Consider the following 23,865-nt stretch of genomic DNA (forward strand, 5'->3'; position numbering starts at 1 on the left):
ACAGGGATTTGTCCCTGGCCTGTTGAAGCTGTTTCCTTGAAACAGTTTCCTGACTAAAAGGATTGCCTCATGGCTCTCGACGTTCAAGAAAAAGCTCAAATCGTAGCTGACTACCAGCAAGCTGTTGGTGACACTGGTTCGCCAGAAGTGCAAGTTGCACTGCTGACCCACAACATCAACAAACTGCAAGGTCACTTCAAGGCCAACGGTAAAGATCACCACTCCCGTCGTGGTCTGATCCGCATGGTAAACCAGCGTCGTAAGCTGCTGGACTACCTGAAAGGCAAGGACGTGAGCCGTTACAGCGCTCTGATCGCTCGCCTGGGTCTGCGTCGCTAATCAGCGATTGCGCTAGAGGTTGGTTGTCTGTCGTACGTCAGTGGGTTTCCCGCTGGCGCATGGCAGGCTCCCAGCCTCAAGTTTTATCTGGATACACGTTTTACCCTGGACAGGCGTCGGGCCGATTCCCGCCATTGCCCAAGAATTTCGCAAGAAGACAAGTTCCCCAAGAGCCACAAAGAAGGTAGGACACCGTGAACCCGGTAATCAAAAAATTCCAGTTCGGTCAGTCGACCGTTACCCTCGAGACTGGCCGTATCGCCCGTCAGGCCTCCGGCGCAGTGCTGGTCACCGTTGACGACGACGTCAGCGTATTGGTGACCGTTGTCGGTGCCAAGCAAGCCGATCCAGGCAAGGGCTTCTTCCCTCTGTCTGTTCACTACCAGGAAAAGACTTACGCTGCCGGTAAGATCCCTGGCGGTTTCTTCAAGCGCGAAGGCCGTCCTTCCGAGAAAGAAACCCTGACTTCCCGACTGATCGACCGTCCGATCCGTCCGCTGTTCCCAGAAGGCTTCATGAACGAAGTGCAGGTTGTCTGCACCGTCGTGTCCACCAGCAAGAAAACCGATCCGGACATCGCTGCGATGATCGGTACCTCGGCTGCCCTGGCGATCTCCGGTATTCCTTTCGATGGCCCGATCGGCGCTGCCCGTGTCGCGTTCCACGAAAGCACCGGCTACCTGCTGAACCCGACCTACGAGCAGTTGAAGGCGTCGAGCCTGGACATGGTCGTGGCCGGTACTTCCGAAGCCGTGCTGATGGTTGAATCCGAAGCCAAAGAGCTGACCGAAGACCAGATGCTGGGCGCGGTGCTGTTCGCCCACGACGAGTTCCAGGTGGTGATCAACGCCGTCAAGGAACTGGCCGCCGAAGCCGCCAAGCCAACCTGGACCTGGGCTCCGCAAGCCGAAGCCACCGAGCTGCTGGGCGCGATCCGTGCCGAGTTCGGCGAAGCAATCTCCCAGGCCTACACCATCACCGTCAAGGCCGACCGTTATGCACGCCTGGGCGAGCTGAAAGACCAGGTCGTTGCCAAGCTGTCCGGCGAAGAAGGCCAGCCATCGGCCAGCGACGTCAAAGCCGCTTTCGGTGAAATCGAATACCGCACCGTTCGCGAAAACATCGTCAACGGCAAGCCACGTATCGACGGTCGCGACACCCGTACCGTACGTCCGCTGAACATCGAAGTCGGCGTTCTGCCAAAGACCCACGGTTCGGCACTGTTCACCCGTGGCGAAACCCAGGCGCTGGTCGTTGCCACACTGGGCACCGCCCGTGACGCGCAACTGCTGGACACCCTGGAAGGCGAAAAGAAAGACCCGTTCATGCTGCACTACAACTTCCCTCCGTTCTCGGTGGGCGAGTGTGGTCGCATGGGTGGCGCCGGTCGCCGCGAAATCGGCCACGGCCGTCTGGCCCGTCGTTCGGTCCAGGCCATGCTGCCTGCCGCTGACGTGTTCCCGTACACCATTCGCGTGGTATCGGAAATCACCGAGTCCAACGGTTCGAGCTCGATGGCTTCGGTCTGCGGCGCTTCCCTGGCCCTGATGGACGCCGGTGTGCCGATGAAGGCGCCGGTTGCCGGTATCGCCATGGGTCTGGTTAAAGAGGGCGAGAAATTCGCCGTCCTGACCGACATCCTGGGTGACGAAGACCACCTGGGCGACATGGACTTCAAAGTGGCCGGTACCGCCAAAGGCGTCACCGCACTGCAGATGGACATCAAGATCAAGGGCATCACCGAAGAGATCATGGAAATCGCCCTGGGCCAGGCCCTGGAAGCGCGCCTGAACATCCTCGGTCAGATGAACCAGATCATCGGTCAGTCCCGCACCGAGCTGTCGGAAAACGCTCCGACCATGATCGCGATGAAAATCGACACCGACAAAATCCGTGATGTCATCGGTAAAGGCGGCGCGACCATCCGTGCGATCTGCGAAGAAACCAAGGCTTCGATCGACATCGAAGACGACGGTTCGATCAAGATCTTCGGCGAAACCAAGGAGGCGGCAGAAGCAGCACGCCAGCGCGTCCTGGGTATCACCGCAGAAGCCGAGATCGGCAAGATCTACGTCGGCAAGGTTGAGCGCATCGTCGACTTCGGCGCGTTCGTCAACATCCTGCCGGGCAAGGACGGTCTGGTTCACATCTCCATGCTGAGCGATGCTCGCGTCGAAAAAGTGACCGACATCCTCAAAGAAGGCCAGGAAGTGGAAGTGCTGGTACTGGACGTGGACAACCGCGGCCGTATCAAGCTGTCCATCAAGGACGTCGCAGCAGCCAAGGCATCGGGCGTTTAATCACCCCGCAGCCTAACCGCTGAACAAGCAAACGCCCCGACTGGTTCGGGGCGTTTTGCTGTGTGATGAAAATCCCTGTGTCGCAGGTTGCCTGGCCACAGGGGACGATGCTAGGTTTAGCCACCGCCCGTGTAGCTCAGTCGGTAGAGCAGCGCACTCGTAACGCGAAGGTCGCAGGTTCGATTCCTGTCTCGGGCACCATCCCCCTCGTTATTTCACTTTCCTGCTCAGCTCTTCGACCGTGCGTTTGAGCTGATCCATCTCGCGATCCTGATCGCTGAGCTCCCGTTTCAGGGACGAAATCTCGCTGTTGCTCGAACTCGAACTGGAGCCGCTATTGCGCTTGAGTTCTTCCACTTGCTTGCCCAGATCGTTCAGGTCGCGTTCCTGTTCCTTGATGGTGCGCTTGAGCTCGTCAATCTCCTTGCTGCTGGAGGTGGAACTGGAGCCACTGTTGCGCTTGAGTTCTTCGATCTGGCGGGCCTGCTCGCTGAGGACGCGTTTCTGGTTTTCCAGTTCCTCGGCGTTGTTCTTTACGGTTTTTGGCAGGTTTTCCAAGGCGCTGACGCTGACGTTGGTCTTGGAGAGTACGTACTTATCAAATCGGTCATAACGAAGGGCAGGTATGGCGTCGTCGGAAGACGGCCCATCGGAGGAGACTTCAACCGCTGCCTGGGCAACGCCGGTCAAGGTCAGGCTGCCGAGCAGCAAGGTCGCGGTAGCAAGCCGGGTCAACGAACGTTTCGAAAAGCTGCGCATCACTGGGGTTCCTTGTGAAGTGCCGGCATGGCACATGGCTATGACTGGTTATTTTGACAGATGTTCCCAAGCCCCCCTGGTTTCTCAGGCGCATGTTTTTTTGTGGGATAGATGTAAAGAACCGTGTAAATCGTCGGCAAAACGTCCTATATTCATTGCCTGCATGTGCATCGCCCAGCAGTTTTCAGATGATCCCCGAATGGTTCTGAAGGCCAGATAAACCGGGCTTCACACGGTTTTTTGCGTCAGAGAGATCCTTGATGATCCAGATCCATCTTCCATTCCCCAGATCAACGAGAACGCCATGACTGTTAAAGAATTGACCCAGGAAGCCAGGCACGAAGAAGCGCTGAAGAAGTACGTGTTGGATGCGCCCCAGTTGCTGGAAGAGATCAAGGACTTGTCTGCCGATGATCAAAAAGACCAGATCCAATGGGCGTTCGAGGACGAGGCCGAAGCCCAGGGCCTGCAGCCTTGGGAGTTGACGCTCAAGTACACCAGCCCACCTGAAGAATTCGAGGCGCAGCGCCTTGCGTTGCACAAGGAAGCGGCCGAGGTGCTGGGTGTGGAATGGGATGAGTACTGCGAGATGAACAATCTGGTGGTCTGAAAAAAACGCCAGCCTTCAAGGCTGGCGTTTTTTATTGTCAGAGGCTCAAGCGCATCGACAGATCCACTGCCTTCACATCCTTGGTCATCGCGCCGATCGAGATGTAGTCCACCCCAGTCTCGGCAATCGGACGCAACGTGCTTTCGTTGATCCCGCCGCTGGCTTCCAGTTTCGCCTTGCCGCCATTGAGGCGTACGGCTTCACGCATGTCGTCCAGGCTCAGTTCGTCGAGCATGATGATGTCGGCGTCGGCCGCCAGCGCTTCTTTCAATTCCGCCAGGCTTTCCACTTCGACTTCCACCGGTTTGCCCGGTGCGATCTTGTGGGCGGCGGCGATGGCCTGGGCGATCCCGCCGCAGGCGGCGATGTGGTTTTCCTTGATCAGGAAGGCATCGTACAGGCCGATGCGGTGGTTATGGCAGCCACCGCAGGTGACCGCGTACTTCTGGGCCAGGCGCAACCCGGGCAGGGTCTTGCGGGTGTCCAGCAGCTTGACCTGGGTGCCGGCGACAAAGTCGGCCAGGTAACGGGCCCGCGTGGCAACGCCGGAAAGCATTTGCAGGAAGTTCAGCGCACTGCGTTCGCCGGTCAGCAGCGAACGGGCCGGGCCTTCCAGGTGGAACAGTACCTGATCGGGTTTGACCCGGTCGCCGTCGCGCACTTGCCAATGCACCGCGACACGCGGGTCCAGTTGCCGGAACACGGCATCGACCCAGGCCGTGCCACTGATGATCGCCGCGTCGCGGGTAATGATGGTGGCCTTGGCCAGGCGTTCGGCGGGGATCAGTTGCGCGGTGATGTCGCCGCTGCCGATGTCTTCAAGCAACGCACGGCGCACGTTGGCTTCGATTTCGGCGGTCAGATCGGCGAGACGTAGATTCGGCATAACGGGCTCCACAAACAAAGTGGCCTGATTATAGGGTGTCGAAACCTGTATTTGGTCGCGTCCTCGCAACATTTCCTCATTTCCCAGGTCACTTATTGCGCCGTATTTCGAGATGGATCACAGAGTGTGCTGGTACGACAGGGCTGTTTTACCCGATAATCCGCCTTTCGATTGACGTCATAGCTTTGACGTCGCGAGCCGCAGAAAGCCGTTTCAGGAGGCCAGGATGCACAACGACGGGAATGTAGTGCCTTTGCACAAGGTCGCTACCGATCAGGCGAGCCCCTCGCCGCTCGCCCGCCTGCCTGTGATTCTGCTTCAGGTTCGCGACAAGGCTGCCCAGCAGTTGCGCCTGGGCTTGCAGGGGCTGTTCGATAACGCTGACGACACCTTGTTTGAAATGGCCGACCGGGCGCGCGACGACGTCGAGCAGAACCTGTACTTCGAGGCCATGCGGGACCTGCGCCTGAAGCGTAAAAGCATCGAACGTGAATTCATCGAGCAGTTTTTCGAGACCTTCTTCAGCCTCGCCCAATACGACCTGACCCACGCCAGCCTGGCGCCGAACCTGGCGCCAGACAGCCAGATCCAGCGCTCCCAGGACGACCTGGAACGGCATCTGGCGGTCGAGGCAATGGTCACTCGGGTGCTCAGGCGCGATGGCGTGTCGCTGGAACAACTGACGGCCCGGCTCAGTGTGCTGCTGGGCCGACCGCTGGCCAATCAGCACAATCCCCTGAGCCCGGCATTGCTGTGCGAGAAGTTCCTGCAGGCCGGGCGCAACCTGGGCGTGGGAATCAAGGTCAAGCTGATCCTGCTCAAGCTGTTCGAGCGTTATGTGCTCAGCGATTGCGACCAACTCTATACCGAGGCCAACCAGTTGCTGGCCGCCACAGGCATCCTGCCAGAGCTCAAGGTTACGCTGGCGCGCCGGGCGTCGGATCGCACCGAGGATAACCCCAGGCCCGACGCCGAGATGGCTGCCAAGGCCAGCGATGCCGAGGTTGATGACAGTGTGCAGGAAGTGTTCGCCGCCTTGCAGAAACTGTTGATGCAGGTGCGTGGCACTGTGGCGCCGACCCTGGAGCCCAGCGTGCCGCTCCAGCCGATTTCTACCCGTGACCTGCTGCGGCTGCTCTCTCATTTGCAGCAATACGTGCCGGCACCTGCCGTTCACGACGAGTTCGATTTGCGTAGTCAGCTCGAACAACTGTTGACCCGGGTCAGCGTGCGCAGTGGCAAGTCCCGGGTGGTCGAAGGCGCCGATGAAGACGTGATCAACCTGATCTCGATGATGTTCGAATTCATCCTCGACGATCACAACCTGCCAGACTCCTTCAAGGCCCTGATCGGCCGCCTGCAAATCCCGATGCTCAAGGTCGCGGTGCAGGACAAGAGTTTCTTCAGCCGTGGCAATCATCCGGCCCGGCGACTGCTTAACGAAATAGCGGCTGCGGCCATGGGTTGGGGTGATTGCGACGACCATCAGCGCGACAGCCTCTACCTGCGGATCGAGCAGGTGGTGCAGCGCTTATTGAATGACTTTGTCGATGACCCGGCGATTTTCTCCGAACTGCTGGCCGACTTCCTGGCCTTCACCGGTGACGAGCGGCGCCGCAGTGAGTTGCTCGAACAGCGCATCCGCGATGCCGAAGAGGGCCGGGCCAAGGCCGAACTGGCGCGCCAGCGCGTCGAAGGGGCGCTGAACCAGGTGATGTTGGGCAAAGTCCTGCCACTAGCTGTGGTGGAGTTCGTGCAACACGCCTGGAGCCAGGTGTTGCTGCTGACGTGCTTCAAGCATGGCAAGTATTCCGCCGAGTGGCAGGCCGACGTCTTGACCCTGGAGCAATTGATCTGGAGCGTCCAGCCTCATGATGAACCCGATGCCGGCCTGCGTTTGCTGGCGATAGTGCCCGAACTGCTCAAGGCCCTGCGTGAAGGCTTGAGTCGCTCGGCGTTCGACCCGTTCGCCACCAGCGAGTTTTTCAGTGAGCTGGAAGCCCTGCATGTGCAGGCGCTCGAGGGCATGGACCAGGCAACGGAGCAAGCCCAGTCGTTCGATTCGCCGGCCATGGTCGAGGTGCTGGAAAAAATCGTCCTGCGTGCCCCGCAAAAATCGGCGGGGGAGAGTGTGGCGGTGCATTTGCCGGCCGATGACGTGGGCCTGCTGCAGGTCGGCCAGTTGCACCTGGGAAGCTGGGTCGAGTTCCAGGAAGACGATGACAACACCCTGCGTTGCAAGCTGGCGGCGATCATCGAGGCCACCGGCAAATACGTCTTCGTCAATCGCACCGGCCTCAAGGTACTGGAGCACAGCCGCACCAGCCTGGCCCTGGAGTTTCGCCGTGGCGCGGCGCGGCTGTTGGACGACACCCTGTTGTTCGACCGCGCGCTGGAGTCGGTGCTGGGCAATCTGCGCCAGCTCAATCGCGGCAAGTGATCGCGCAGCCCGGTCCGATCACGGCATACTGGCGGCATTCACCGTCGTCATCGAAGGAACCTGTATGCAGTTGGACTCCGCGAGCGGTTGGTGCGAGGGGGTGCGTCATTGCCCATCGCCCAACTTCAATGCGCGCCCCGAAGGCGAAATCTCCCTGCTGGTGATCCACAACATCAGCCTGCCACCGGCACAATTCGCCACGGGCAAGGTGCAGGAATTCTTCCAGAATCGTCTGGATGTCACGGAACATCCCTACTTTGCCGGTATCGCCGACCTGCGCGTCTCCGCGCATTTTCTGATCGAGCGTGACGGTACCGTGACCCAGTTTGTCTCTTGTCTGGATCGCGCCTGGCATGCGGGTGTCTCGTGCTTCGAGGGGCGTGAGACCTGTAATGATTTTTCCCTGGGCATCGAGCTTGAGGGCACGGATGATCTGCCGTTCACCGACGCGCAATATGTCGCACTGGTGGACCTGACCCGGCAGTTGCAAGCGGCGTTCAGGGCGATCACTGTGCAGCGTATCTGCGGGCACAGCGACATCGCACCGGGGCGCAAGACCGATCCGGGGCCGGCATTCGACTGGGTGCGCTATCGCGCGGCCCTGACAGAAGGGGAAGGACAATGAGTTTTCTGGTGTTGCTGCTGGCCGTCTGGATCGAGAAGTTCTCGGCCTTGCGCCAGCGGGTCCAGCGCGACGGCGGTTGGCTGCACGAGCTGAACAAGCTCGAGGCGAGCCCACGTTGGGTGAACCGGCCCTGGCTGGTGCTGACGGTGCTGGTTTTACTGCCCGTGGCGCTGCTGGCTTTGCTGCTGTGGGTGCTGGAACCGGTGGCCTACGGTCTGTTGGCGCTGCCGGTGCATTTGCTGGTGGTGATCTACAGCCTGGGGCGCGGTGATCTGCTGGCCGGCCTCGGGCCGTTTCGCGACGCGTGGCGTCGGGAAGACCTGCAAGCGGCGGCCCATGTCGCCAAGCGCGACCTGGACATTGAAGCCAATGACGGTGAGCAGTTGCTGGAGCGGGTCCAGGGGCATTTGTTGTGGCAGGCCTACCAGAGCTTCTTTGCGGTGATTTTCTGGTACTTCGTGTTGGGCCCGGTCGCCGCCCTGAGTTATCGGCTGCTGGCGTTGGCCGCCGAGCACAGCCAGAACCCCGGCGTGGCCGAGCGGGCCGCGCAAATGCGCCATGCCTTCGATTGGGTGCCGGTGCGGTTGCTGGCGGCGAGCTTCGCCCTGGTGGGCAATTTCGTCGCGGTCAGCCGGGTCATGCTGCATGAGCTGCTGAACTGGAACATCAGCGCCGCCGACCTTATCGACAAGGTCGGCCTGGTGGCAGGCGAGATCCCCCGGCCCGTCGCCGGACCGGACGGCATCAACAGCCTGGACCGTCTCTGGGAATTGCTGCTGCGTGCGGCGGTACTCTGGTATGCCGGTTTTGCGTTGTGGACGGTGTTGGCCTGATCAACGTAAGCAAGGTTGTGGCCAGGCGCTTTTGTGGCGAGGGAGCTTGCTCCCGCTCGGCTCTGTAGGAGCTGGCGAAGCCTGCGATCTTTTGATCTTTCGCTTGGGACTCAAGTGTCTGGGGAAAGATCGCAGCCTCGTTGCACTCGACAGCTCCTACACAGCTCCTACACCGTTAACCTTAAGTTACAAATCTCCCCGCCAATTTAGGCTATACAAGTGCAGCGCCCGAATAGTGGCTTTCTGCTGTCTCCGTGCGCGAGCTCATAACAATAAGAACACTACCGGGAGACTTCCTTGTGAAGAGTTTGCTCTGGCCCGCCGTCGCGCTGATGAACCGCCTGAGCTTCGGCATGAAGTTCAGCCTGATCAGCGTGCTGTTCCTGCTGCCAATGCTGGTGACCAACTTCTTTCTGGTGCGCGATTCCTATCGGGAATTCCAGGGCACGCAAGTGGAGCTGCAAAGCCTCGACCTGCTGGGCAGCAGCCTGTTCCTGCGTCGGGACCTGGAAACCCTCAATAACCTGGTGCAGATCAACGCCAGCCTGGGCCAGTCCGGCAAGGCCGGTGATGTCGAGGCGAAGATCGGCAGCCTGGAACAACAGGTCCTCGCGCGGCTGCAAGGCATGACCCCCGTAGTCATCGAGCCCGAGCAGGTCAGTGCCTTCGAGGCCAAGCGCGACGAGATGATCGGTGCTTTCAAGACCCAGCAGGCCGAAAGCTCCCTGCAGAGCAAAAGTGCGCTGATCGGCAAGTTGCTCAACAGCGCCCAGATGTTCAGCCAGATCATCGCCAGCCAGGCGGGGCTGAGTCGCGACAACCAGAGCGACATCCGTCAGCTCAGCGAATTGATCATCGGCACGACCCCCAAGGTCTCCCAGATTCTTGGTGAGGGCCGGGCGCTGGGCGCGTCCTCGTTGGGGCTGGGGTTTCTCAATTCGGCGTCGAGCACTCGCTTCGACGAGTTGCTGGCGCAGATCGAAAAGCTCCAGGGTGAATATGACTTGAAACTGCAGGATGCCTTGGGTTCCAGCAAGGCCGCCGGGCAGGCCCTTGCCGATCAGGCCAATGGCAGCAAGGGCACCCTCAAGAAGGCCAGTGAACTGATTGAAGAGCAGGTGGTGATGGCCGACACGCTCGATGCGCCATGGCCGGTATTTTATGAGCAAGTCAGTGGCCTGATGGAGCAGACCTACCGGCTGAACGAGGCGACCCAGGGCTTTCTTGGTGTGCAGTTGCAGCAGCGTCTGGAGCAGAACCGTAGCCACATGGTGCTGCAAGCCGTGGCGCTGGTGCTGGTGTTCCTGTTGATTTTTTACCTGTACGCCGGTTTCTACGCCTCGACCCGCACCACGCTCCAACACCTGGGGCAGATGATGGACAAGGTGGCGGCGGGCGACATGACGGTCAATTTTGTTGCCCGCAGCAAGGATGAGCTGGGCGAATTGGGTGAAGTGTTCAACGGTACGGTGGCGAAGATCCATGACCTGATCGAACAGGTCGGCCGCACCGTTGCCGAAGTCGAACGCCAGGCCGGGCAGGTGGAAACGGTATCGGCCCAGAGCAACCAGGCCGTCGCCGGCCAGCGCAGCCAGATCGAACTGGTGGCCACGGCGATGAACCAGATGTCGGCCACGGCCCAGGAAGTGGCTCGCAGTGCCGCTGCGGCGGTGAGCAGTGCCCACAGCGTGAACGACGAGACCCTCAGCGGGCGCGGGCTGGTGGAATCCCAGCAGGGCAGCATCGCCCGCTTGGCCAGTGAGATCGATCAGTCGGTGCAGGTGATCAATCAACTGGCGAGCGACAGCCAGGCCATCAGTCGCGTGCTGGATGTGATCAAGAGCATCGCCGAGCAGACCAACCTGCTGGCCCTCAACGCCGCCATCGAGGCGGCCCGGGCCGGTGAGCAGGGGCGCGGCTTTGCGGTGGTGGCCGATGAGGTGCGGACCCTGGCCAAGCGAACCCAACAATCGACCGAAGAAATCGAAGCGATGATCACCCGCCTGCACGGTGGTGTCGGCGCGGCGGTCAAGGCGATGGGCACCAGCCATGAGATGGCCAGCGGCACGGTCAGCCAATCGGAAAAGGTCCAGCAGGCCCTGGAAAATATCCTCGGTGCCGTCGGCATGATCGTCGACCAGAACCAGCAGATCGCCGCCGCGGTAGAGCAGCAGACGGCGGTGGCCCATGACATCGACCAGAACATCGTCGAGATCAACCGCGCCGGCGAACGCACCGCCGAAGGCGCCCACCAGACCGAAGACGCCAGCCGCGAACTGTCCGCCCAGGTGGTGCAGCTCAAGCAGTTGATCAATGCGTTTCGGGTGTGATTTTTAAGGTCCACCACCGACCCAATGTGGGAGCGAGCTTGCTCGCGATAGCGGTTTGTCAGGCAACCTATTTGTCGACTGATGGAACGCTATCGCGAGCAAGCTCGCTCCCACAAGAGATCACCAGTTGAACAGTTCGCGGGTGTTGCGGGTACTGGCCTCGGCCAAGCGTTCTGGGCTGATACCCATGATCCCGGCCAGCGCCTCACAAATCGCCGGCAAATGCGCCGGGCTGTTACGTTGGCCGGGGAACATCGCCGGGGCCATGTCCGGGGAGTCGGTTTCCAGCACCACCGCGTCCAGCGGCAATTGCGCCAGCACCCGGTGCATGCGCAAGGCCTGGGGCCAAGTCGCGGCACCGCCCAGGCCGAGTTTGAAGCCGAGCTTGATGTACTCGCGGGCCTCTTCGAAACTGCCGGCGAAGGCGTGAATGATCCCTGCGCGTTTGGAGCCCATGGGCTTGAGCGTCGCGATCACGTCGGCATGGCTGCGGCGCACATGGATCAGCGCTGGCAGTTCGAACTCCACCGCCAGTTGCAACTGTGCTTCAAACAGCGCCTGCTGGCGTTCGCGGTCCAGGGTGGGGATGTAGTAATCCAGGCCGATTTCCCCCACGGCACATAATTGCCGGTGTCCGGCCAGGCGGCTCAGCCACTCGCGCAGTAGCGCCACGTCGTCGGGTCGGTGCTGATCGAGATACACCGGGTGCAGGCCCAGTGCGGCATGCAGGTCCGGGTCGCTTTGCACCAGGTCCCAGACCCGCTGCCAGTTGTCCCGGTAAACGCCCAGTACCACCATTTGCCGCACGCCCGCGGCGCGGCTTTCGGCCAGCAGTGCCGGGCGGTCCGCGTCAAAATCCGGAAAATCCAGGTGGGTGTGGGTATCGATCAACTCCATGCATCAATCCTGAAAAAGCTTCAGCCCTGGTGAATACGCTGCTTGAACGTCCGCGCGATGGCCTGCACGCCTGGTTGGTAGTCATCGTTTTCGATGGCCGCCAGGGCCAGTTCCAGGGCTTTGTCGGCGATCAGTTGGTGCTGCTGGGACATGGCATTGACCGGCAGCGGCAGGAAGTCCAGCAACTGCGTGTCACCAAACGTGCCCAGGCGCAACGGCCGCGATTTGAGCGGGAAATCGTGCAGGGCGTCGAACACTCCTTGCAGCAGCACGTAGGACGTGGTGATCAGCGCATCGGGCAGATGCCCCAGGCGCGCGAGCATTTCCTCCATCAACTGGCGGCCGCATTCACGGCTGAACGACTCGCCATGCTCGATCAATACCTGGCCCTCGAACCCGGCCAAGGCCTCGCGAAAGCCGGCGGTCCGTTCCTGGCTGATGCTCAACTCGGGACGGGCGCTGATCAGCGCGATTTGCCGAGGGTGGGTCTCCAACAGGCTGCGCGTCAGTTGCAGGCTGGCCTGGCGGTCGTCGCTGATCACCGAGCAGAAATGCGCCGGCTCCATCACCCGGTCGATGGCGATGATCGGAATGCCCTTGGCCTGCAACTGCAGGTAGCTGTCGTCGCCGGCCGGCAGGCAACTGGCGACGATCAGTGCATCGCAGCGCCGGGCGCGGAACAACTGCAACAGTTGCCGTTCGCTGTCAGGTGCGTCGTCGGAACTGGCGATCAGCAGCTGATAGCCCCGCGCCCGTGCCCCTTGCTCCAGCAGCTTGGCGATGCGTGCGTAACTGGGGTTTTCCAGGTCAGGCAGGATGAAGCCCAGGGTACGGGTGTGGCGACTGCGCAGCCCGGCGGCCTGGGGATTGGGCGTGAAGCCGTGTTCCTGGACCACCGCTCGCACCCGTTCGACGGTGGCGCTGCTGATGCGTTGCTGTTCGGCCTTGCCGTTGATGACATAGCTGGCGGTGGTCACGGACACACCGGCCAGTTGGGCAATATCACTGAGTTTCAACCCGGTTTTCCTTGTTTTTTCGAGTTAGCCCCGACGATAAGGGCCATCCTACCCGATTCAAGCCGACGGTCACCGTCCAAGCGCTTACGACAAGTTGCACTTCAAGGATGAGAGATTATCGAGTAACGTGCCAATCTTTCTAGATTAAACGTTTCAGCAAGCGTATTTTCAAGGCTAGCAGCATTTTTGGCCCTTCTGCCGTGATCACGCCAAAAATCATCCTGCAACGCTAAGCTGATTCATTCAAAACAATACCTGGCGCCAACCGGACGCCAAAAAGGAGAAAGCATGCTCGAGCTCACTCTAGAGCAGATATCCATGGCTCAGACGGCTGTGGATAAAGACGCTGCACTGCAACTGCTCGCCGACAAACTGGTGGCCGATGGCTTGGTGGCTGAGGGTTACCTCGCCGGCTTGCAGGCTCGCGAAGCCCAGGGCTCGACCTTTCTTGGCCAAGGTATTGCCATCCCCCACGGCACCCCGCAGACCCGCGACCTGGTTCATTCGACCGGTGTGCGCCTGCTGCAATTTCCCGAGGGTGTGGATTGGGGCGATGGCCAGATCGTCTACCTGGCGATCGGCATCGCGGCCAAGTCCGACGAACACCTGCGCCTGCTGCAACTGCTGACCCGCGCCCTCGGCGAGACTGACCTGGGCCAGGCCTTGCGCCGTGCCGGTTCCGCCGAAGCGTTGCTGAAGCTGCTGCAAGGCGCGCCGCAGGAACTGGCGCTGGATGCCCAGATGATCGGCCTCGGTGTGTCGGCTGACGATTTTGAAGAGCTGGTATGGCGCGGCGCTCGCCTGTTGCGTCAAGCCGATTGCGTGAGCAATGGCTTTGCCGGGGTGTTGCAGCAAGTCGATGCGCTGCCCCTGGGCGATGGCTTGTGGTGGCTGCACAGCGAACAGACCGTCAAGCGTCCGGGCCTGGCATTCGTCACGCCGGACAAGCCCATCCGTTACCTGGGCCAACCGTTGAGCGGGCTGTTCTGCCTCGCCAGCCTCGGCGAAGCTCACCAGGCCTTGCTGGAAAGGCTCTGCGCCTTGCTGATCGAAGGCCGCGGCCACGAACTGGGTCGCGCCACCAGCAGCCGCAAGGTGCTGGAAGTGCTCGGCGGCGAATTACCCGCCGATTGGCCCAGCGCGCGCATCGGCCTGGCCAATGCCCATGGCCTGCATGCACGCCCGGCGAAAATCCTCGCTCAGTTGGCGAAGAGTTTCGAAGGCGAGATCCGCGTGCGCATCGTCGACGGCCAGGACAGCGCCGTGTCGGCCAAGAGCCTGAGCAAGCTGTTGAGCCTGGGCGCCCGTCGCGGCCAGGTCCTGGAGTTCATCGCCGAACCGAGCATTGCCGCCGATGCGTTGCCGGCACTGTTGGCGGCCATCGAAGAAGGCCTTGGCGAAGAAGTCGAACCGCTGCCGCCACCGAGTGCGCCGCGGGAAACCGTGATGGCCGAAGTGGCGACTGTCGTGTTGGCGCCCGAATCTGGCAGCCTGATCCAGGCCGTCGCTGCCGCCCCGGGCATCGCCATCGGCCCGGCCCACATCCAGGTATTGCAGGCCATCGACTACCCGTTGCGCGGTGAGTCGGCGGCCATCGAGCGCGAGCGCCTGCAAAACGCCTTGAGCCAGGTTCGCCGCGATATCCAAGGCCTGATTGAACGCGCCAAGGCCAAGGCCATCCGCGAGATCTTCATCACCCACCAGGAAATGCTCGACGACCCGGAACTGAGCGACGAAGTCGACACTCGCCTGAAGCTGGGCGAGAGTGCGCAAGCGGCGTGGATGGGGGTGGTTGAAGCTGCCGCGAAAGAACAGGAAGCCTTGCAGGACGCCTTGCTGGCCGAACGTGCCGCCGATCTGCGAGATGTCGGCCGTCGTGTGCTGGCGCAACTGTGCGGCGTCGAAACCCCGAACGAACCCGATCAACCCTACATCCTGGTGATGGACGAAGTTGGTCCGTCCGACGTGGCCCGCCTGGACCCGACGCGGGTGGCGGGGATTCTCACCGCCCGTGGCGGCGCCACCGCCCACAGCGCCATTGTCGCCCGGGCCCTGGGCATTCCGGCGCTGGTGGGCGCCGGTGAGGCGGTGTTGCTGCTGGCGCCGGGCACGTCCTTGTTGCTGGATGGCCAGCGCGGTCGCCTGCACGTGGACCCTGACGCCGTCACTTTGCAACGGGCTGCTGAAGAGCGCGATACCCGCGAGCAGCGCCTCAAGGTCGCCGCCGAGCAGCGCCACGAACCGGCGGTGACCCGTGACGGTCATGCCGTGGAAGTGTTTGCCAACATTGGCGAAAGCGCCGGCGTCGCCAGCGCGGTGGAGCAGGGTGCCGAAGGCATTGGCCTGTTGCGCACCGAACTGATTTTCATGGCCCACACCCAGGCGCCGGACGAAGCGACCCAGGAAGCCGAATACCGCAAGGTGCTCGACGGCCTGGCCGGTCGACCGCTGGTGGTGCGCACCCTCGATGTCGGCGGCGACAAGCCGCTGCCGTACTGGCCGATCGCGAAAGAAGAAAACCCGTTCCTCGGCGTGCGTGGCATTCGCCTGACCTTGCAGCGTCCGCAGGTCATGGAAGCGCAACTGCGTGCCCTGTTGCGCTCGGCGGACAACCGTCCGCTGCGGATCATGTTCCCGATGGTGGGCAGTGTCGATGAGTGGCGCCAGGCCCGGGACATGACCGAGCGCCTGCGCCAGGAAATCCCCGTGGCGGACCTGCAACTGGGGATCATGATCGAAGTGCCGTCCGCCGCGTTGCTGGCGCCGGTGCTCGCCAAGGAAGTCGACTTCTTCAGCGTCGGCACCAACGACCTGACGCAATACACCCTGGCGATCGACCGTGGTCACCCGACCCTTTCGGCCCAGGCCGATGGCTTGCACCCGGCGGTACTGCAACTGATCGACATCACCGTGCGCGCCGCCCATGCCCATGGCAAATGGGTCGGTGTGTGTGGCGAACTGGCGGCCGACCCACTGGCGGTGCCGGTGCTGGTGGGCCTGGGCGTGGACGAACTGAGTGTCTCGGCCCGCAGCATTGCCGAGGTCAAGGCGCGGGTCCGCGAATTGAGCCTGGCACAAGTACAAACCCTGGCCCAAGAGGCCTTGGCCGTGGGCAGCGCCGATGACGTGCGCGCATTAGTGGAGGCGCTGTAATGGCGAAGATTCTTACCCTGACCCTCAACCCGGCGCTCGACCTCACGGTGGAGTTGGCGCGCCTGGAGCCGGGCCAGGTCAACCGCAGCGACGGCATGCACGCCCACGCCGCCGGCAAGGGCGTGAACGTGGCCCAGGTGTTGGCCGATCTCGGCCATACGCTGACGGTCAGTGGTTTTCTGGGCGAAGACAATGCCCAGGTATTCGAGACGCTGTTTGCCCAGCGTGGTTTTGTCGATGCTTTTATCCGCGTTCCCGGTGAAACTCGCAGCAATATCAAACTGGCTGAGCAGGACGGCCGCATCACTGACCTCAACGGCCCGGGCCCGGTGGTTGATGACGCCGCACAGCACGCCTTGCTGGCGCGCCTTGAGCAAATCGCCCCTGGTCACGACGTGGTTGTGGTGGCGGGCAGCTTGCCTCGGGGCGTCAGCCCGCAGTGGTTGCAGGCCTTGATCACGCGCTTGAAAACACTCGGCCTGAACGTAGCCCTCGACACCAGTGGCGAAGCCTTGCGCGTCGCCCTGGCGGCGGGCCCGTGGCTGATCAAGCCGAACACCGAGGAGCTGGCCGACGCGCTGGGTTGCGAGGTGGTGAGCGAAGCGGCCCAGGCGCAAGCGGCGCAGCGCCTGCATGCCCAGGGCGTCGAACATGTGGTGATTTCCCACGGCGCCGATGGCGTGAACTGGTTCAGTGTCGGTGCGGCGCTGCATGCCTCGCCACCCAAGGTCAGCGTCGCCAGCACTGTGGGCGCCGGGGATTCGCTGCTGGCGGGCATGCTGCACGGCCTGCTCAGCGCCGACACCCCGGAACAGACGTTGCGCACCGCCACGGCCATCGCCGCCATGGCGGTCACGCAGATCGGTTTTGGCATCCACGACACCGCGTTGCTGGCGTCGCTTGAACAGGGCGTGCGCGTGCGCCCCCTGACAGAACAATAAGAGGGTTAGCAAGAATGAAACTAGCCATTGTGACGGCCTGCCCCAACGGCATGGTCACCAGTGTGTTGTGCGCCCGCCTGCTGGACGCCGCGGCGCAGCGCCAGGGTTGGAGCACCAGTGTTGAAGTCCACGACGCGGCCCACCCGGAACGCCAGTTGTCGGCGGCGACCCTCGAAGCGGCCGAGTGGGTCTTGCTGGTTGCCAGCGGCCCGGTGGACATGTCGCGGTTCGTTGGCAAACGCCTGTTCCGCAGCACCCCGGCCCTGGCCCTGCAAGACGTCGATTCGGTGCTGCGCCGCGGCGCCGAAGAGGCCGAGGTTCTGCTCGCCTCGGATGTCGTGGAGGAGGCCCCCACGGTGTCGACCGAGCGTGCGCCGCGCCTGGTTGCCATCACCGCATGCCCAACGGGTGTTGCCCATACCTTCATGGCCGCCGAAGCATTGCAGCAGGCGGCGAAGAAGCTCGGCTACGACCTGCAAGTGGAAACCCAGGGTTCGGTGGGGGCGCGCAATCCGTTGAGCGCCGAGGCCATCGCCGAGGCGGACGTGGTGCTGCTGGCGACTGACATCGAAGTCGCCACCGAGCGTTTTGCCGGCAAGAAGATCTACCGCTGCAGCACGGGCATCGCCTTGAAACAGGCGGAAGCGACGCTGAACAAAGCGCTGGTCGAAGGTCGTCAGGAAAGCGCGTCGAGCGGTGCCAGCGCCCCGGCCAAGTCGGAGAAGACTGGTGTCTACAAGCACCTGCTGACGGGCGTGTCGTTCATGCTGCCGATGGTGGTGGCCGGCGGTCTGTTGATCGCCTTGTCGTTTGTATTCGGCATCACCGCCTTCAAGGAACCCGGCACGCTGGCGGCCGCGCTGATGCAGATCGGCGGCGACACCGCGTTCAAATTGATGGTGCCGCTGCTGGCCGGCTACATCGCCTATTCCATCGCCGACCGTCCGGGCCTGGCGCCGGGGATGATCGGCGGGATGCTGGCGAGCACACTGGGCGCCGGCTTCATTGGCGGGATCATCGCCGGTTTCCTGGCCGGTTACGTGGCCAAGGCGATCAACCGCTACGCGCGCCTGCCCCAGAGCCTGGAAGCGCTCAAGCCGATCCTGATCATCCCGCTGCTGGCGAGCCTGGTCACCGGCCTGGTGATGATCTACATCGTCGGCAAACCGGTGGCGGGCATGCTCGAAGGCTTGACTCATTTCCTCGACAGCATGGGCACCACCAATGCGATCCTGTTGGGCGTGCTGCTGGGGGCGATGATGTGCGTCGACCTCGGTGGGCCGATCAACAAGGCCGCCTACGCGTTTTCGGTGGGGCTGCTGGCTTCCCAGAGTTATGCACCGATGGCCGCGACCATGGCCGCTGGCATGGTGCCGCCGATTGGCCTGGGCATCGCCACCTTCATCGCCCGGCGCAAATTCGCCCAGACCGAGCGCGAGGCCGGTAAAGCCGCGCTGGTGCTGGGGCTGTGCTTCATTTCCGAAGGGGCGATTCCGTTCGCGGCCAAGGACCCGCTGCGGGTGATCCCGGCCAGCATTGCCGGCGGCGCGCTGACCGGTGCGCTGTCGATGTACTTCGGCTGCAAGCTCATGGCCCCCCACGGCGGCCTGTTCGTGATGCTGATCCCCAACGCCATCAACCATGCGCTGTTGTACCTGCTGGCGATCGTGGCGGGGAGCCTGCTGACGGGGGTGGCGTATGCGCTGCTCAAGCGGCCGGAAGTGGTAGAGATGGCGTTGGAGCCGGCAAAAGCCTGACCAACCCTGTTCTCCCCCTGTGGGAGCGAGCTTGCTCGCGATAGCGGTGTATCAGTCGACAAATAGGTTGCCTGACACCCTGCCATCGCGAGCAAGCTCGCTCCCACAGTGGTTTTTTGGGGGGGGACATAAAATTTCTGTCACACCCACTTCACAGAGCCATGCTTAAGTTTTCCCATTTCAAGGGAGAACACCATGAGCGAATTCGACCTGGGCCGCCGCCGTGTGATGCAAGCCGTGGGGGCGGGGTTGTTGTTGCCGGGGCTGGCGCCGGCGGTGATGGCTTCGGTCAAGGATCGGCCGGTGCTCACCGACGGTGTGCAATCGGGCGACTTGCAGGGCGACCGGGCGATGATCTGGAGCCGCAGCGACCGTCCGGCGCGGATGGTGGTGGAGTGGGACACCCGCAGCCAATTCAGCAATCCGCGCCGCTTCGTCTCGCCCATGGCCGACGCCCGCAGTGATTTCACTGCCCGGGTCGAACTCACCGGGCTGCCGCCCGACCAAGCAATTTTCTACCGGGTGCATTTCGAAGACGCCCAGAGCGGTGTCGCCAGCGAGCCCTGGCTCGGCCACCTGCGCAGCGTGCCGCAGTTCAAGCGCAACATCCGGTTTGTCTGGAGCGGCGACACCGTCGGCCAGGGCTTCGGCATTAACCCGGATATCGGCGGCATGCGCATCTACGAAGCCATGCGCCTGCGCCTGCCGGACTTTTTTATCCACAGCGGCGACACCATCTACGCCGACGGCCCGGTGCCGGCGCAAATCACCGCCGAGGGTGGACGGGTCTGGCGCAACCTCACCACCGAAGCCAAGAGCAAGGTTGCCGAGACCCTGGATGAGTATCGCGGCAACTATCGCTACAACCTGATGGATGAAAACGTCCGTCGCTTCAACGCCGAAGTGCCGCAGATCTGGCAGTGGGACGACCATGAGGTGGTCAACAACTGGTCACCGGGCAAGCAACTGGACGAGCGCTACCAGACCAAGGATATCCACAGCCTCGTGGGGCGTGCGCGACAGGCCTGGCTGGAATACGCGCCGATGCGCCTGCAAAAGGCCGACGGCGGCGGGCGGATCTACCGCAAGCTCGGTTACGGGCCGCTGCTGGATGTGTTCGTGCTGGATATGCGCAGCTACCGCGAAGCCAACGACGCCAACCTCGGCGCGGCCAAACCATTCCTGGGACGTGAGCAGTTGAATTGGCTCAAGCGCGAATTGAAGCAGTCCCGTGCCCAATGGAAAGTCATCGCCGCCGACATGCCCATTGGCCTGGGTGTGCCGGATGGCGAAGTCAGCCCCGGCGTGCCGCGCTGGGAAGCGGTCGCCAACGGTGACCCGGGCGCGGCCCAGGGGCGTGAAGTGGAGATCGCCGAACTGCTTGGGTACCTGCGCAAGCATCAGGTGCGCAACTACGTCTGGCTCACCGCCGACGTCCACTATTGCGCCGCCCATCATTACCACCCCGAACACGCCGCGTTCCAGGATTTCGAACCGTTCTGGGAGTTCGTCGCCGGGCCATTGAACGCCGGCAGCTTCGGGCCCAATGCCCTGGACAAGACCTTCGGCCCCGAAGTGGTGTTCCAGAAAGCCCCGCCGGCCCAGAACACCTCGCCGTTTGCCGGGTATCAGTTCTTTGGCGAGGTGAACATCGACGGGCCAAGCGGGGAGATGAGCGTGGTGTTGCGGGACCTGGAAGGCGTGGCGGTGTTCGAGAAGAAGTTGCAGCCGGTTTGACTGTCAGTCGCGCCAGGAACCTCTGTGGGAAAAGCCTCTGTGGGAGCAAAGCTTGCTCGCGATAACGGTACATCTGTCAATAAATGGCTGACTGAAAGTCCGCTATCGCGAGCAAGCTTTGCTCCCACAAGGGGTACTTAAAATGGGTGTCTGTCAGTAGACATCCCGCCGATACCGCCCCTGCTCGATCAGCCGCTCCACTTCCTCGCGTCCCAGCACGTTGTTGAGCACGTGATCCACCCCGGATGCCATGCCCTGCAAGCTGCCGCAGACGTAGATCACCGCGCCGTCGGCCAGCCATTGCTTGAGCAGCGCGGCCGATTCCAGCAGGCGGTCCTGGACGTAGACTTTCTGCTCCTGATCCCGGGAGAAGGCCAGGTCCAGGCGTTCCAGGTCGCCTGAGGTCACCCATTCCTGCAGCTCATCGCGGCAGTGGAAATCGTGTTCGCGGTTGCGCTCGCCAAACAGCAGCCAGTTGCGCTGCATGCCCTCGGTGACGCGCGCCTTGAGCAGGCTGCGCAGGCCGGCCAGGCCAGTGCCGTTGCCCAGCAGGATCATCGGCACACCCTGGGCCGGCAGGTGGAAGCTGCTGTTGCGACGCAGCCGCAGGCTGACGGCGCTGCCCAGTGGTGCGTGTTCGGTCAGCCAGCCGGAACCGATGCCCAGGCTGCCGTCGGCGTGACGTTCCTGGCGCACGATCAGTTCCAGCACGCCGTCGGCCGGGATCGAGGCGATGGAGTACTCGCGTATCGCCAGCGGTGCCAGGGCATCCACCAGTGCCTGGGCATGCAGGCCGACCAGATGGGCGCGGTTTTCCGGGAGTTGGCGGTTCGCCAGGGCCTGGTCGAGGCTCTGGGACAGGCCATCGACCTGCACGCGCGCATGCCCGGAGAGGCCGAGCCCGTCGAGGAAATGCTCGATGGCCAACAGGTCATTGCGCGGCAGGATTTCCACCAGGTCACCGGCCAGCCAACTGCTCGGGCCGGGGGCGGTGAAGCCCAGCAGGTATACCCCTGAGCCGCTGCTGTCGGGGTTGAGCAGGGTGCGTTGGCTGAGGCTCCAGTTTTCGAAGCTTGGCGCCTGCCAAGTGTCCAACGGGGCTTGGCCGGTCAGCTCCGCCAATTGTTGTTGCCAGTGACGCAGGGCGTAAGGGTCGCCGCTGTCCACTTCCACCGGCGCGAACAGGGTCTTGCCGCCGTGTTCCGCCAGCCAGGCGTGCAGGCGCCGGGCGAAGCCGCAGAAGTGTTCATATTGCCGGTCGCCCAGGCCCAGCACCGAATACTGCAGGCGCTCCAGGCTCAGGGCCTGGCCCAGCACCTTGCGTTCGAAACCGCGGGCACTGTCCGGCCCTTCGCCGTCGCCAAAGGTGCTGACGACAAACAGCGCATGGGTGGCGTCATTCAGGTCCTGCTCACGCACACCGGCCAGTGGCTGGACCTTCACGGGCAAGCCGGCGGCCTGGAGTTGGCCGGCGGTCTGCCAGGCCAGTCGCTCGGCGAAACCGCTTTGGCTGGCGAAGCCGATCAGCCAGGCCGGCGCATTGCCCGGGTTGGCGATGAGGGCCTGGCGGGCGTTTCTGACGTGGCGCTTCTTGCGGCGGCGATCCAGGTACAGCAACCAGCCGGTGATGAAGAACAGCGGCATGGTCAGCGCGGCGACGGTCATCAGGATCCGTCCGACCAGGCCGAAGTAACTGCCGACGTGCAGCGCATAGACACTGGTCAGCAACTGCGCCTTGAAGCTCTTGTCGCTGTAGCGGCTGTGCCGGCTGATGACGCCGGTGGCCGGGTCGAGGGTGAGCTGGTTCAGCGCCCGGTCGTGCGGCGAGTTGTTCAGCAGGTAGAACACGGTCGCCGGTTGCCCGGCCACGGGCGGCATGCGCACGTTATAGGCCGACAGCCCCGGGCCGGCGGCGCTGTAGATGCTGCTCCACATGGCCCGGTAATCGGCCGCGGGCAGTGGGCCGTTCGGCGCCGGGCCGCGATTGCGCACTCGTTCCTCTTTCGGCGAATCGGAGAGCAGGCGGGTCACGCCTTTGTTGTACCACTCGTAGGACCAGGTCAGCCCCGTCAGGGCCGCCAGCAGATAGAACGCCAGGCACCAGGTGCCCGCCACCGAGTGCAGGTCCCAATTGAAGCTCCGACCTTTTTTCCCCCAGTCGAGGGTCAGCCAGGCGCGCCAGCTTTTCCATTGGCGCGGCCAGCGCAGGTACAGCCCGGATAGGCAGAAAAACACCAGGATCAGCGTGCAGGCACCGGTGATTTGCCGACCGACATCATCCAGGGTCAGGACGCGGTGCAACCTGAGCATAAAGCCGAAGAAGTCCTGGCCCGTCACATCGCCCATGAACTGCGCGTTGTAAGGGTTGAAATAGCGCATGGCGCCACGTTTTTCCCCAGGCGGCGCCGCAAAGATCACCCGCGCGGCATTGCCGCTGTCGGTCTCGACCCAGAGCATGGCGACGGTCTTGCCGGAGGTGGCCTCGATCTGTTCCACCAGTTCGGCAGGCGGCAGGACGCCGGCCGGCTGCTTCTCGACCGTCAGCACCTGCGGGTTCAAGGCCCGCAGGATTTCATCCTGGAATGACACCACCGCCCCGGTAACGCCCATCAACGCCAGGACCAGCCCGGCACTGATGCCGAAAAACCAGTGCAACTGGAACAGGGTTTTCTTCAACACGTCGCTCGCCTTGTTCATTTACTGTTCATCACGGCGTGCATTATGCCGTGTGTTATCGAGAAGCATTCATAAACACACCCAAAAGCCTCGATCATTTGCATGAGCGGACCTTTTGCCCGCCCCCGGCGACGAAATCCTGTGGGAGCGAGCTTGCTCGCGAAGGGGGCGGCACATCCAACATCTTCATTGACTGGGACACCGCTATCGCGAGCAAGCTCGCTCCCACATCGGATCTTCAGTAGACACAATATTTGTGTGCATCCAGAGCCCCCCAGTGGGAGCGAGCTTGCTCGCGAAGAGGCCGGTACATCCAACATCTTCATCGACTGGGACACCGCTATCGCGAGCAAGCTCGCTCCCACATTGGATCTTCAGTAGACACAATATTTGTGTGCATCCAGAGCCCCCCCTGTGGGAGCGAGCTTGCTCGCGAAGAGGCCGGTACATCCAACATCTTCATTGACTGAGCCACCGCTATCGCGAGCAAGCTTTGCTCCCACAGGCCCAGCTCAAACATATCTGATGGGTGTACGACCAGAAGAACCAGGTCGGCTACTAGGCCG

General features: G+C 62.5%; 16 protein-coding genes and 1 tRNA gene. 12 read left to right on the top strand and 5 right to left on the bottom strand.

Features of this window, described 5'->3' with window-relative positions; translation table 11 throughout:
* The first annotated feature begins 69 nt into the window (after positions 1–69).
* The 3 genes from rpsO (at position 70) to QMK47_RS05175 (ending at position 2,840) form a co-directional block, all read left to right on the top strand.
* Positions 70–339 (top strand): 30S ribosomal protein S15, encoded by a 270-nt coding sequence (gene rpsO, locus QMK47_RS05165; RefSeq protein WP_003197723.1) that lies wholly within the window; start codon positions 70–72, stop codon positions 337–339.
* A 194-nt stretch (positions 340–533) separates the two neighbouring features.
* Positions 534–2,639 carry a polyribonucleotide nucleotidyltransferase gene (gene pnp / locus QMK47_RS05170; protein WP_003197725.1) on the top strand — a complete coding sequence of 702 codons (2,106 nt, stop codon included), beginning with the start codon at positions 534–536 and terminating at the stop codon, positions 2,637–2,639.
* Between the two features lie 125 nt (positions 2,640–2,764).
* A tRNA-Thr gene (locus QMK47_RS05175) sits at positions 2,765–2,840 on the top strand.
* A 9-nt stretch (positions 2,841–2,849) separates the two neighbouring features.
* On the opposite strand, the gene QMK47_RS05180 is transcribed toward QMK47_RS05175, so the two are convergent.
* Complete coding sequence (locus QMK47_RS05180; protein ID WP_253471559.1) at positions 2,850–3,398, bottom strand: hypothetical protein; 549 nt, start codon at positions 3,396–3,398, stop codon at positions 2,850–2,852.
* Between the two features lie 304 nt (positions 3,399–3,702).
* Here QMK47_RS05180 and QMK47_RS05185 point away from each other — a divergent pair, with 304 nt between their 5' ends.
* The gene (locus tag QMK47_RS05185) at positions 3,703–4,008 is read left to right on the top strand and encodes a DUF6388 family protein (protein WP_018612842.1); all 306 of its coding nucleotides are present in this window, start codon (positions 3,703–3,705) and stop codon (positions 4,006–4,008) included.
* A gap of 37 nt (positions 4,009–4,045) precedes the next feature.
* Here the strand turns inward: QMK47_RS05185 and nadC are convergent, their stop codons facing one another.
* A complete protein-coding gene (gene nadC, locus QMK47_RS05190; RefSeq protein ID WP_258690361.1) occupies positions 4,046–4,894 on the bottom strand; it encodes a carboxylating nicotinate-nucleotide diphosphorylase in 849 nt (282 codons plus the stop codon).
* Positions 4,895–5,120: 226 nt separating this feature from the next.
* On the opposite strand from nadC, the gene QMK47_RS05195 reads away from it, so the two are divergent.
* From QMK47_RS05195 to QMK47_RS28670, 4 genes are all read left to right on the top strand, one after another.
* Positions 5,121–7,334, top strand: coding sequence for a DUF1631 domain-containing protein (locus QMK47_RS05195; RefSeq protein WP_320389897.1), 2,214 nt, complete (start codon positions 5,121–5,123; stop codon positions 7,332–7,334).
* A gap of 64 nt (positions 7,335–7,398) precedes the next feature.
* Positions 7,399–7,959, top strand: a complete 561-nt coding sequence (ampD, locus tag QMK47_RS05200; RefSeq protein WP_253471567.1) for a 1,6-anhydro-N-acetylmuramyl-L-alanine amidase AmpD — start codon at positions 7,399–7,401, stop codon at positions 7,957–7,959.
* Positions 7,956–8,792 (top strand): regulatory signaling modulator protein AmpE, encoded by an 837-nt coding sequence (gene ampE, locus QMK47_RS05205; protein WP_214512224.1) that lies wholly within the window; start codon positions 7,956–7,958, stop codon positions 8,790–8,792. The genes ampD and ampE overlap by 4 nt, the downstream gene beginning before the upstream one ends.
* A gap of 1,625 nt (positions 8,793–10,417) precedes the next feature.
* Entirely contained in the window at positions 10,418–11,122 is a 705-nt protein-coding gene (locus QMK47_RS28670; protein WP_408980856.1) for a methyl-accepting chemotaxis protein, read from the top strand.
* Positions 11,123–11,242: 120 nt separating this feature from the next.
* On the opposite strand, the gene QMK47_RS05215 is transcribed toward QMK47_RS28670, so the two are convergent.
* Together QMK47_RS05215 and cra are read right to left on the bottom strand one after the other, a co-directional pair.
* A complete protein-coding gene (locus QMK47_RS05215) occupies positions 11,243–12,019 on the bottom strand; it encodes a TatD family hydrolase (RefSeq protein WP_320389898.1) in 777 nt (258 codons plus the stop codon).
* Between the two features lie 20 nt (positions 12,020–12,039).
* Positions 12,040–13,035: a catabolite repressor/activator gene (gene cra / locus QMK47_RS05220; protein WP_253471576.1), complete on the bottom strand. Its 996-nt coding sequence runs from the start codon at positions 13,033–13,035 to the stop codon at positions 12,040–12,042.
* A gap of 288 nt (positions 13,036–13,323) precedes the next feature.
* On the opposite strand from cra, the gene ptsP reads away from it, so the two are divergent.
* The 4 genes from ptsP to QMK47_RS05240 all read left to right on the top strand — a co-directional run bounded on the left by ptsP (position 13,324) and on the right by QMK47_RS05240 (position 20,623).
* A complete protein-coding gene (gene ptsP, locus QMK47_RS05225; protein WP_258690364.1) occupies positions 13,324–16,188 on the top strand; it encodes a phosphoenolpyruvate--protein phosphotransferase in 2,865 nt (954 codons plus the stop codon).
* On the top strand, positions 16,188–17,129 hold the full coding sequence (gene pfkB / locus QMK47_RS05230; RefSeq protein ID WP_253471580.1) for a 1-phosphofructokinase: 942 nt from the start codon (positions 16,188–16,190) through the stop codon (positions 17,127–17,129). The genes ptsP and pfkB overlap by 1 nt, the downstream gene beginning before the upstream one ends.
* A 14-nt stretch (positions 17,130–17,143) precedes the next feature.
* A complete protein-coding gene (locus tag QMK47_RS05235) occupies positions 17,144–18,886 on the top strand; it encodes a PTS fructose-like transporter subunit IIB (protein WP_258690366.1) in 1,743 nt (580 codons plus the stop codon).
* A 195-nt stretch (positions 18,887–19,081) separates the two neighbouring features.
* Complete coding sequence (locus QMK47_RS05240) at positions 19,082–20,623, top strand: alkaline phosphatase D family protein (RefSeq protein WP_320389899.1); 1,542 nt, start codon at positions 19,082–19,084, stop codon at positions 20,621–20,623.
* A 153-nt stretch (positions 20,624–20,776) separates the two neighbouring features.
* Here the strand turns inward: QMK47_RS05240 and QMK47_RS05245 are convergent, their stop codons facing one another.
* Complete coding sequence (locus QMK47_RS05245) at positions 20,777–23,302, bottom strand: sulfite reductase flavoprotein subunit alpha (protein ID WP_320390510.1); 2,526 nt, start codon at positions 23,300–23,302, stop codon at positions 20,777–20,779.
* Positions 23,303–23,865: the final 563 nt, after the last annotated feature.

This window comes from Pseudomonas sp. P9_35 (genome assembly GCF_034008205.1).
In the GTDB taxonomy this organism is placed as follows: domain Bacteria; phylum Pseudomonadota; class Gammaproteobacteria; order Pseudomonadales; family Pseudomonadaceae; genus Aquipseudomonas; species Aquipseudomonas kilonensis.

Coding starts and splice junctions, on each gene's coding strand:
- rpsO (WP_003197723.1), top strand. CDS start 70: ATGGCTCTCGACGTTCAAGAAAAAGCTCAAATCGTAGCTGACTACCAG.
- QMK47_RS05180 (WP_253471559.1), bottom strand. CDS start 3,398: ATGCGCAGCTTTTCGAAACGTTCGTTGACCCGGCTTGCTACCGCGACC.
- QMK47_RS05185 (WP_018612842.1), top strand. CDS start 3,703: ATGACTGTTAAAGAATTGACCCAGGAAGCCAGGCACGAAGAAGCGCTG.
- nadC (WP_258690361.1), bottom strand. CDS start 4,894: ATGCCGAATCTACGTCTCGCCGATCTGACCGCCGAAATCGAAGCCAAC.
- QMK47_RS05195 (WP_320389897.1), top strand. CDS start 5,121: ATGCACAACGACGGGAATGTAGTGCCTTTGCACAAGGTCGCTACCGAT.
- ampD (WP_253471567.1), top strand. CDS start 7,399: ATGCAGTTGGACTCCGCGAGCGGTTGGTGCGAGGGGGTGCGTCATTGC.
- ampE (WP_214512224.1), top strand. CDS start 7,956: ATGAGTTTTCTGGTGTTGCTGCTGGCCGTCTGGATCGAGAAGTTCTCG.
- QMK47_RS28670 (WP_408980856.1), top strand. CDS start 10,418: ATGTCGGCCACGGCCCAGGAAGTGGCTCGCAGTGCCGCTGCGGCGGTG.
- QMK47_RS05215 (WP_320389898.1), bottom strand. CDS start 12,019: ATGGAGTTGATCGATACCCACACCCACCTGGATTTTCCGGATTTTGAC.
- ptsP (WP_258690364.1), top strand. CDS start 13,324: ATGCTCGAGCTCACTCTAGAGCAGATATCCATGGCTCAGACGGCTGTG.
- pfkB (WP_253471580.1), top strand. CDS start 16,188: ATGGCGAAGATTCTTACCCTGACCCTCAACCCGGCGCTCGACCTCACG.
- QMK47_RS05235 (WP_258690366.1), top strand. CDS start 17,144: ATGAAACTAGCCATTGTGACGGCCTGCCCCAACGGCATGGTCACCAGT.
- QMK47_RS05240 (WP_320389899.1), top strand. CDS start 19,082: ATGAGCGAATTCGACCTGGGCCGCCGCCGTGTGATGCAAGCCGTGGGG.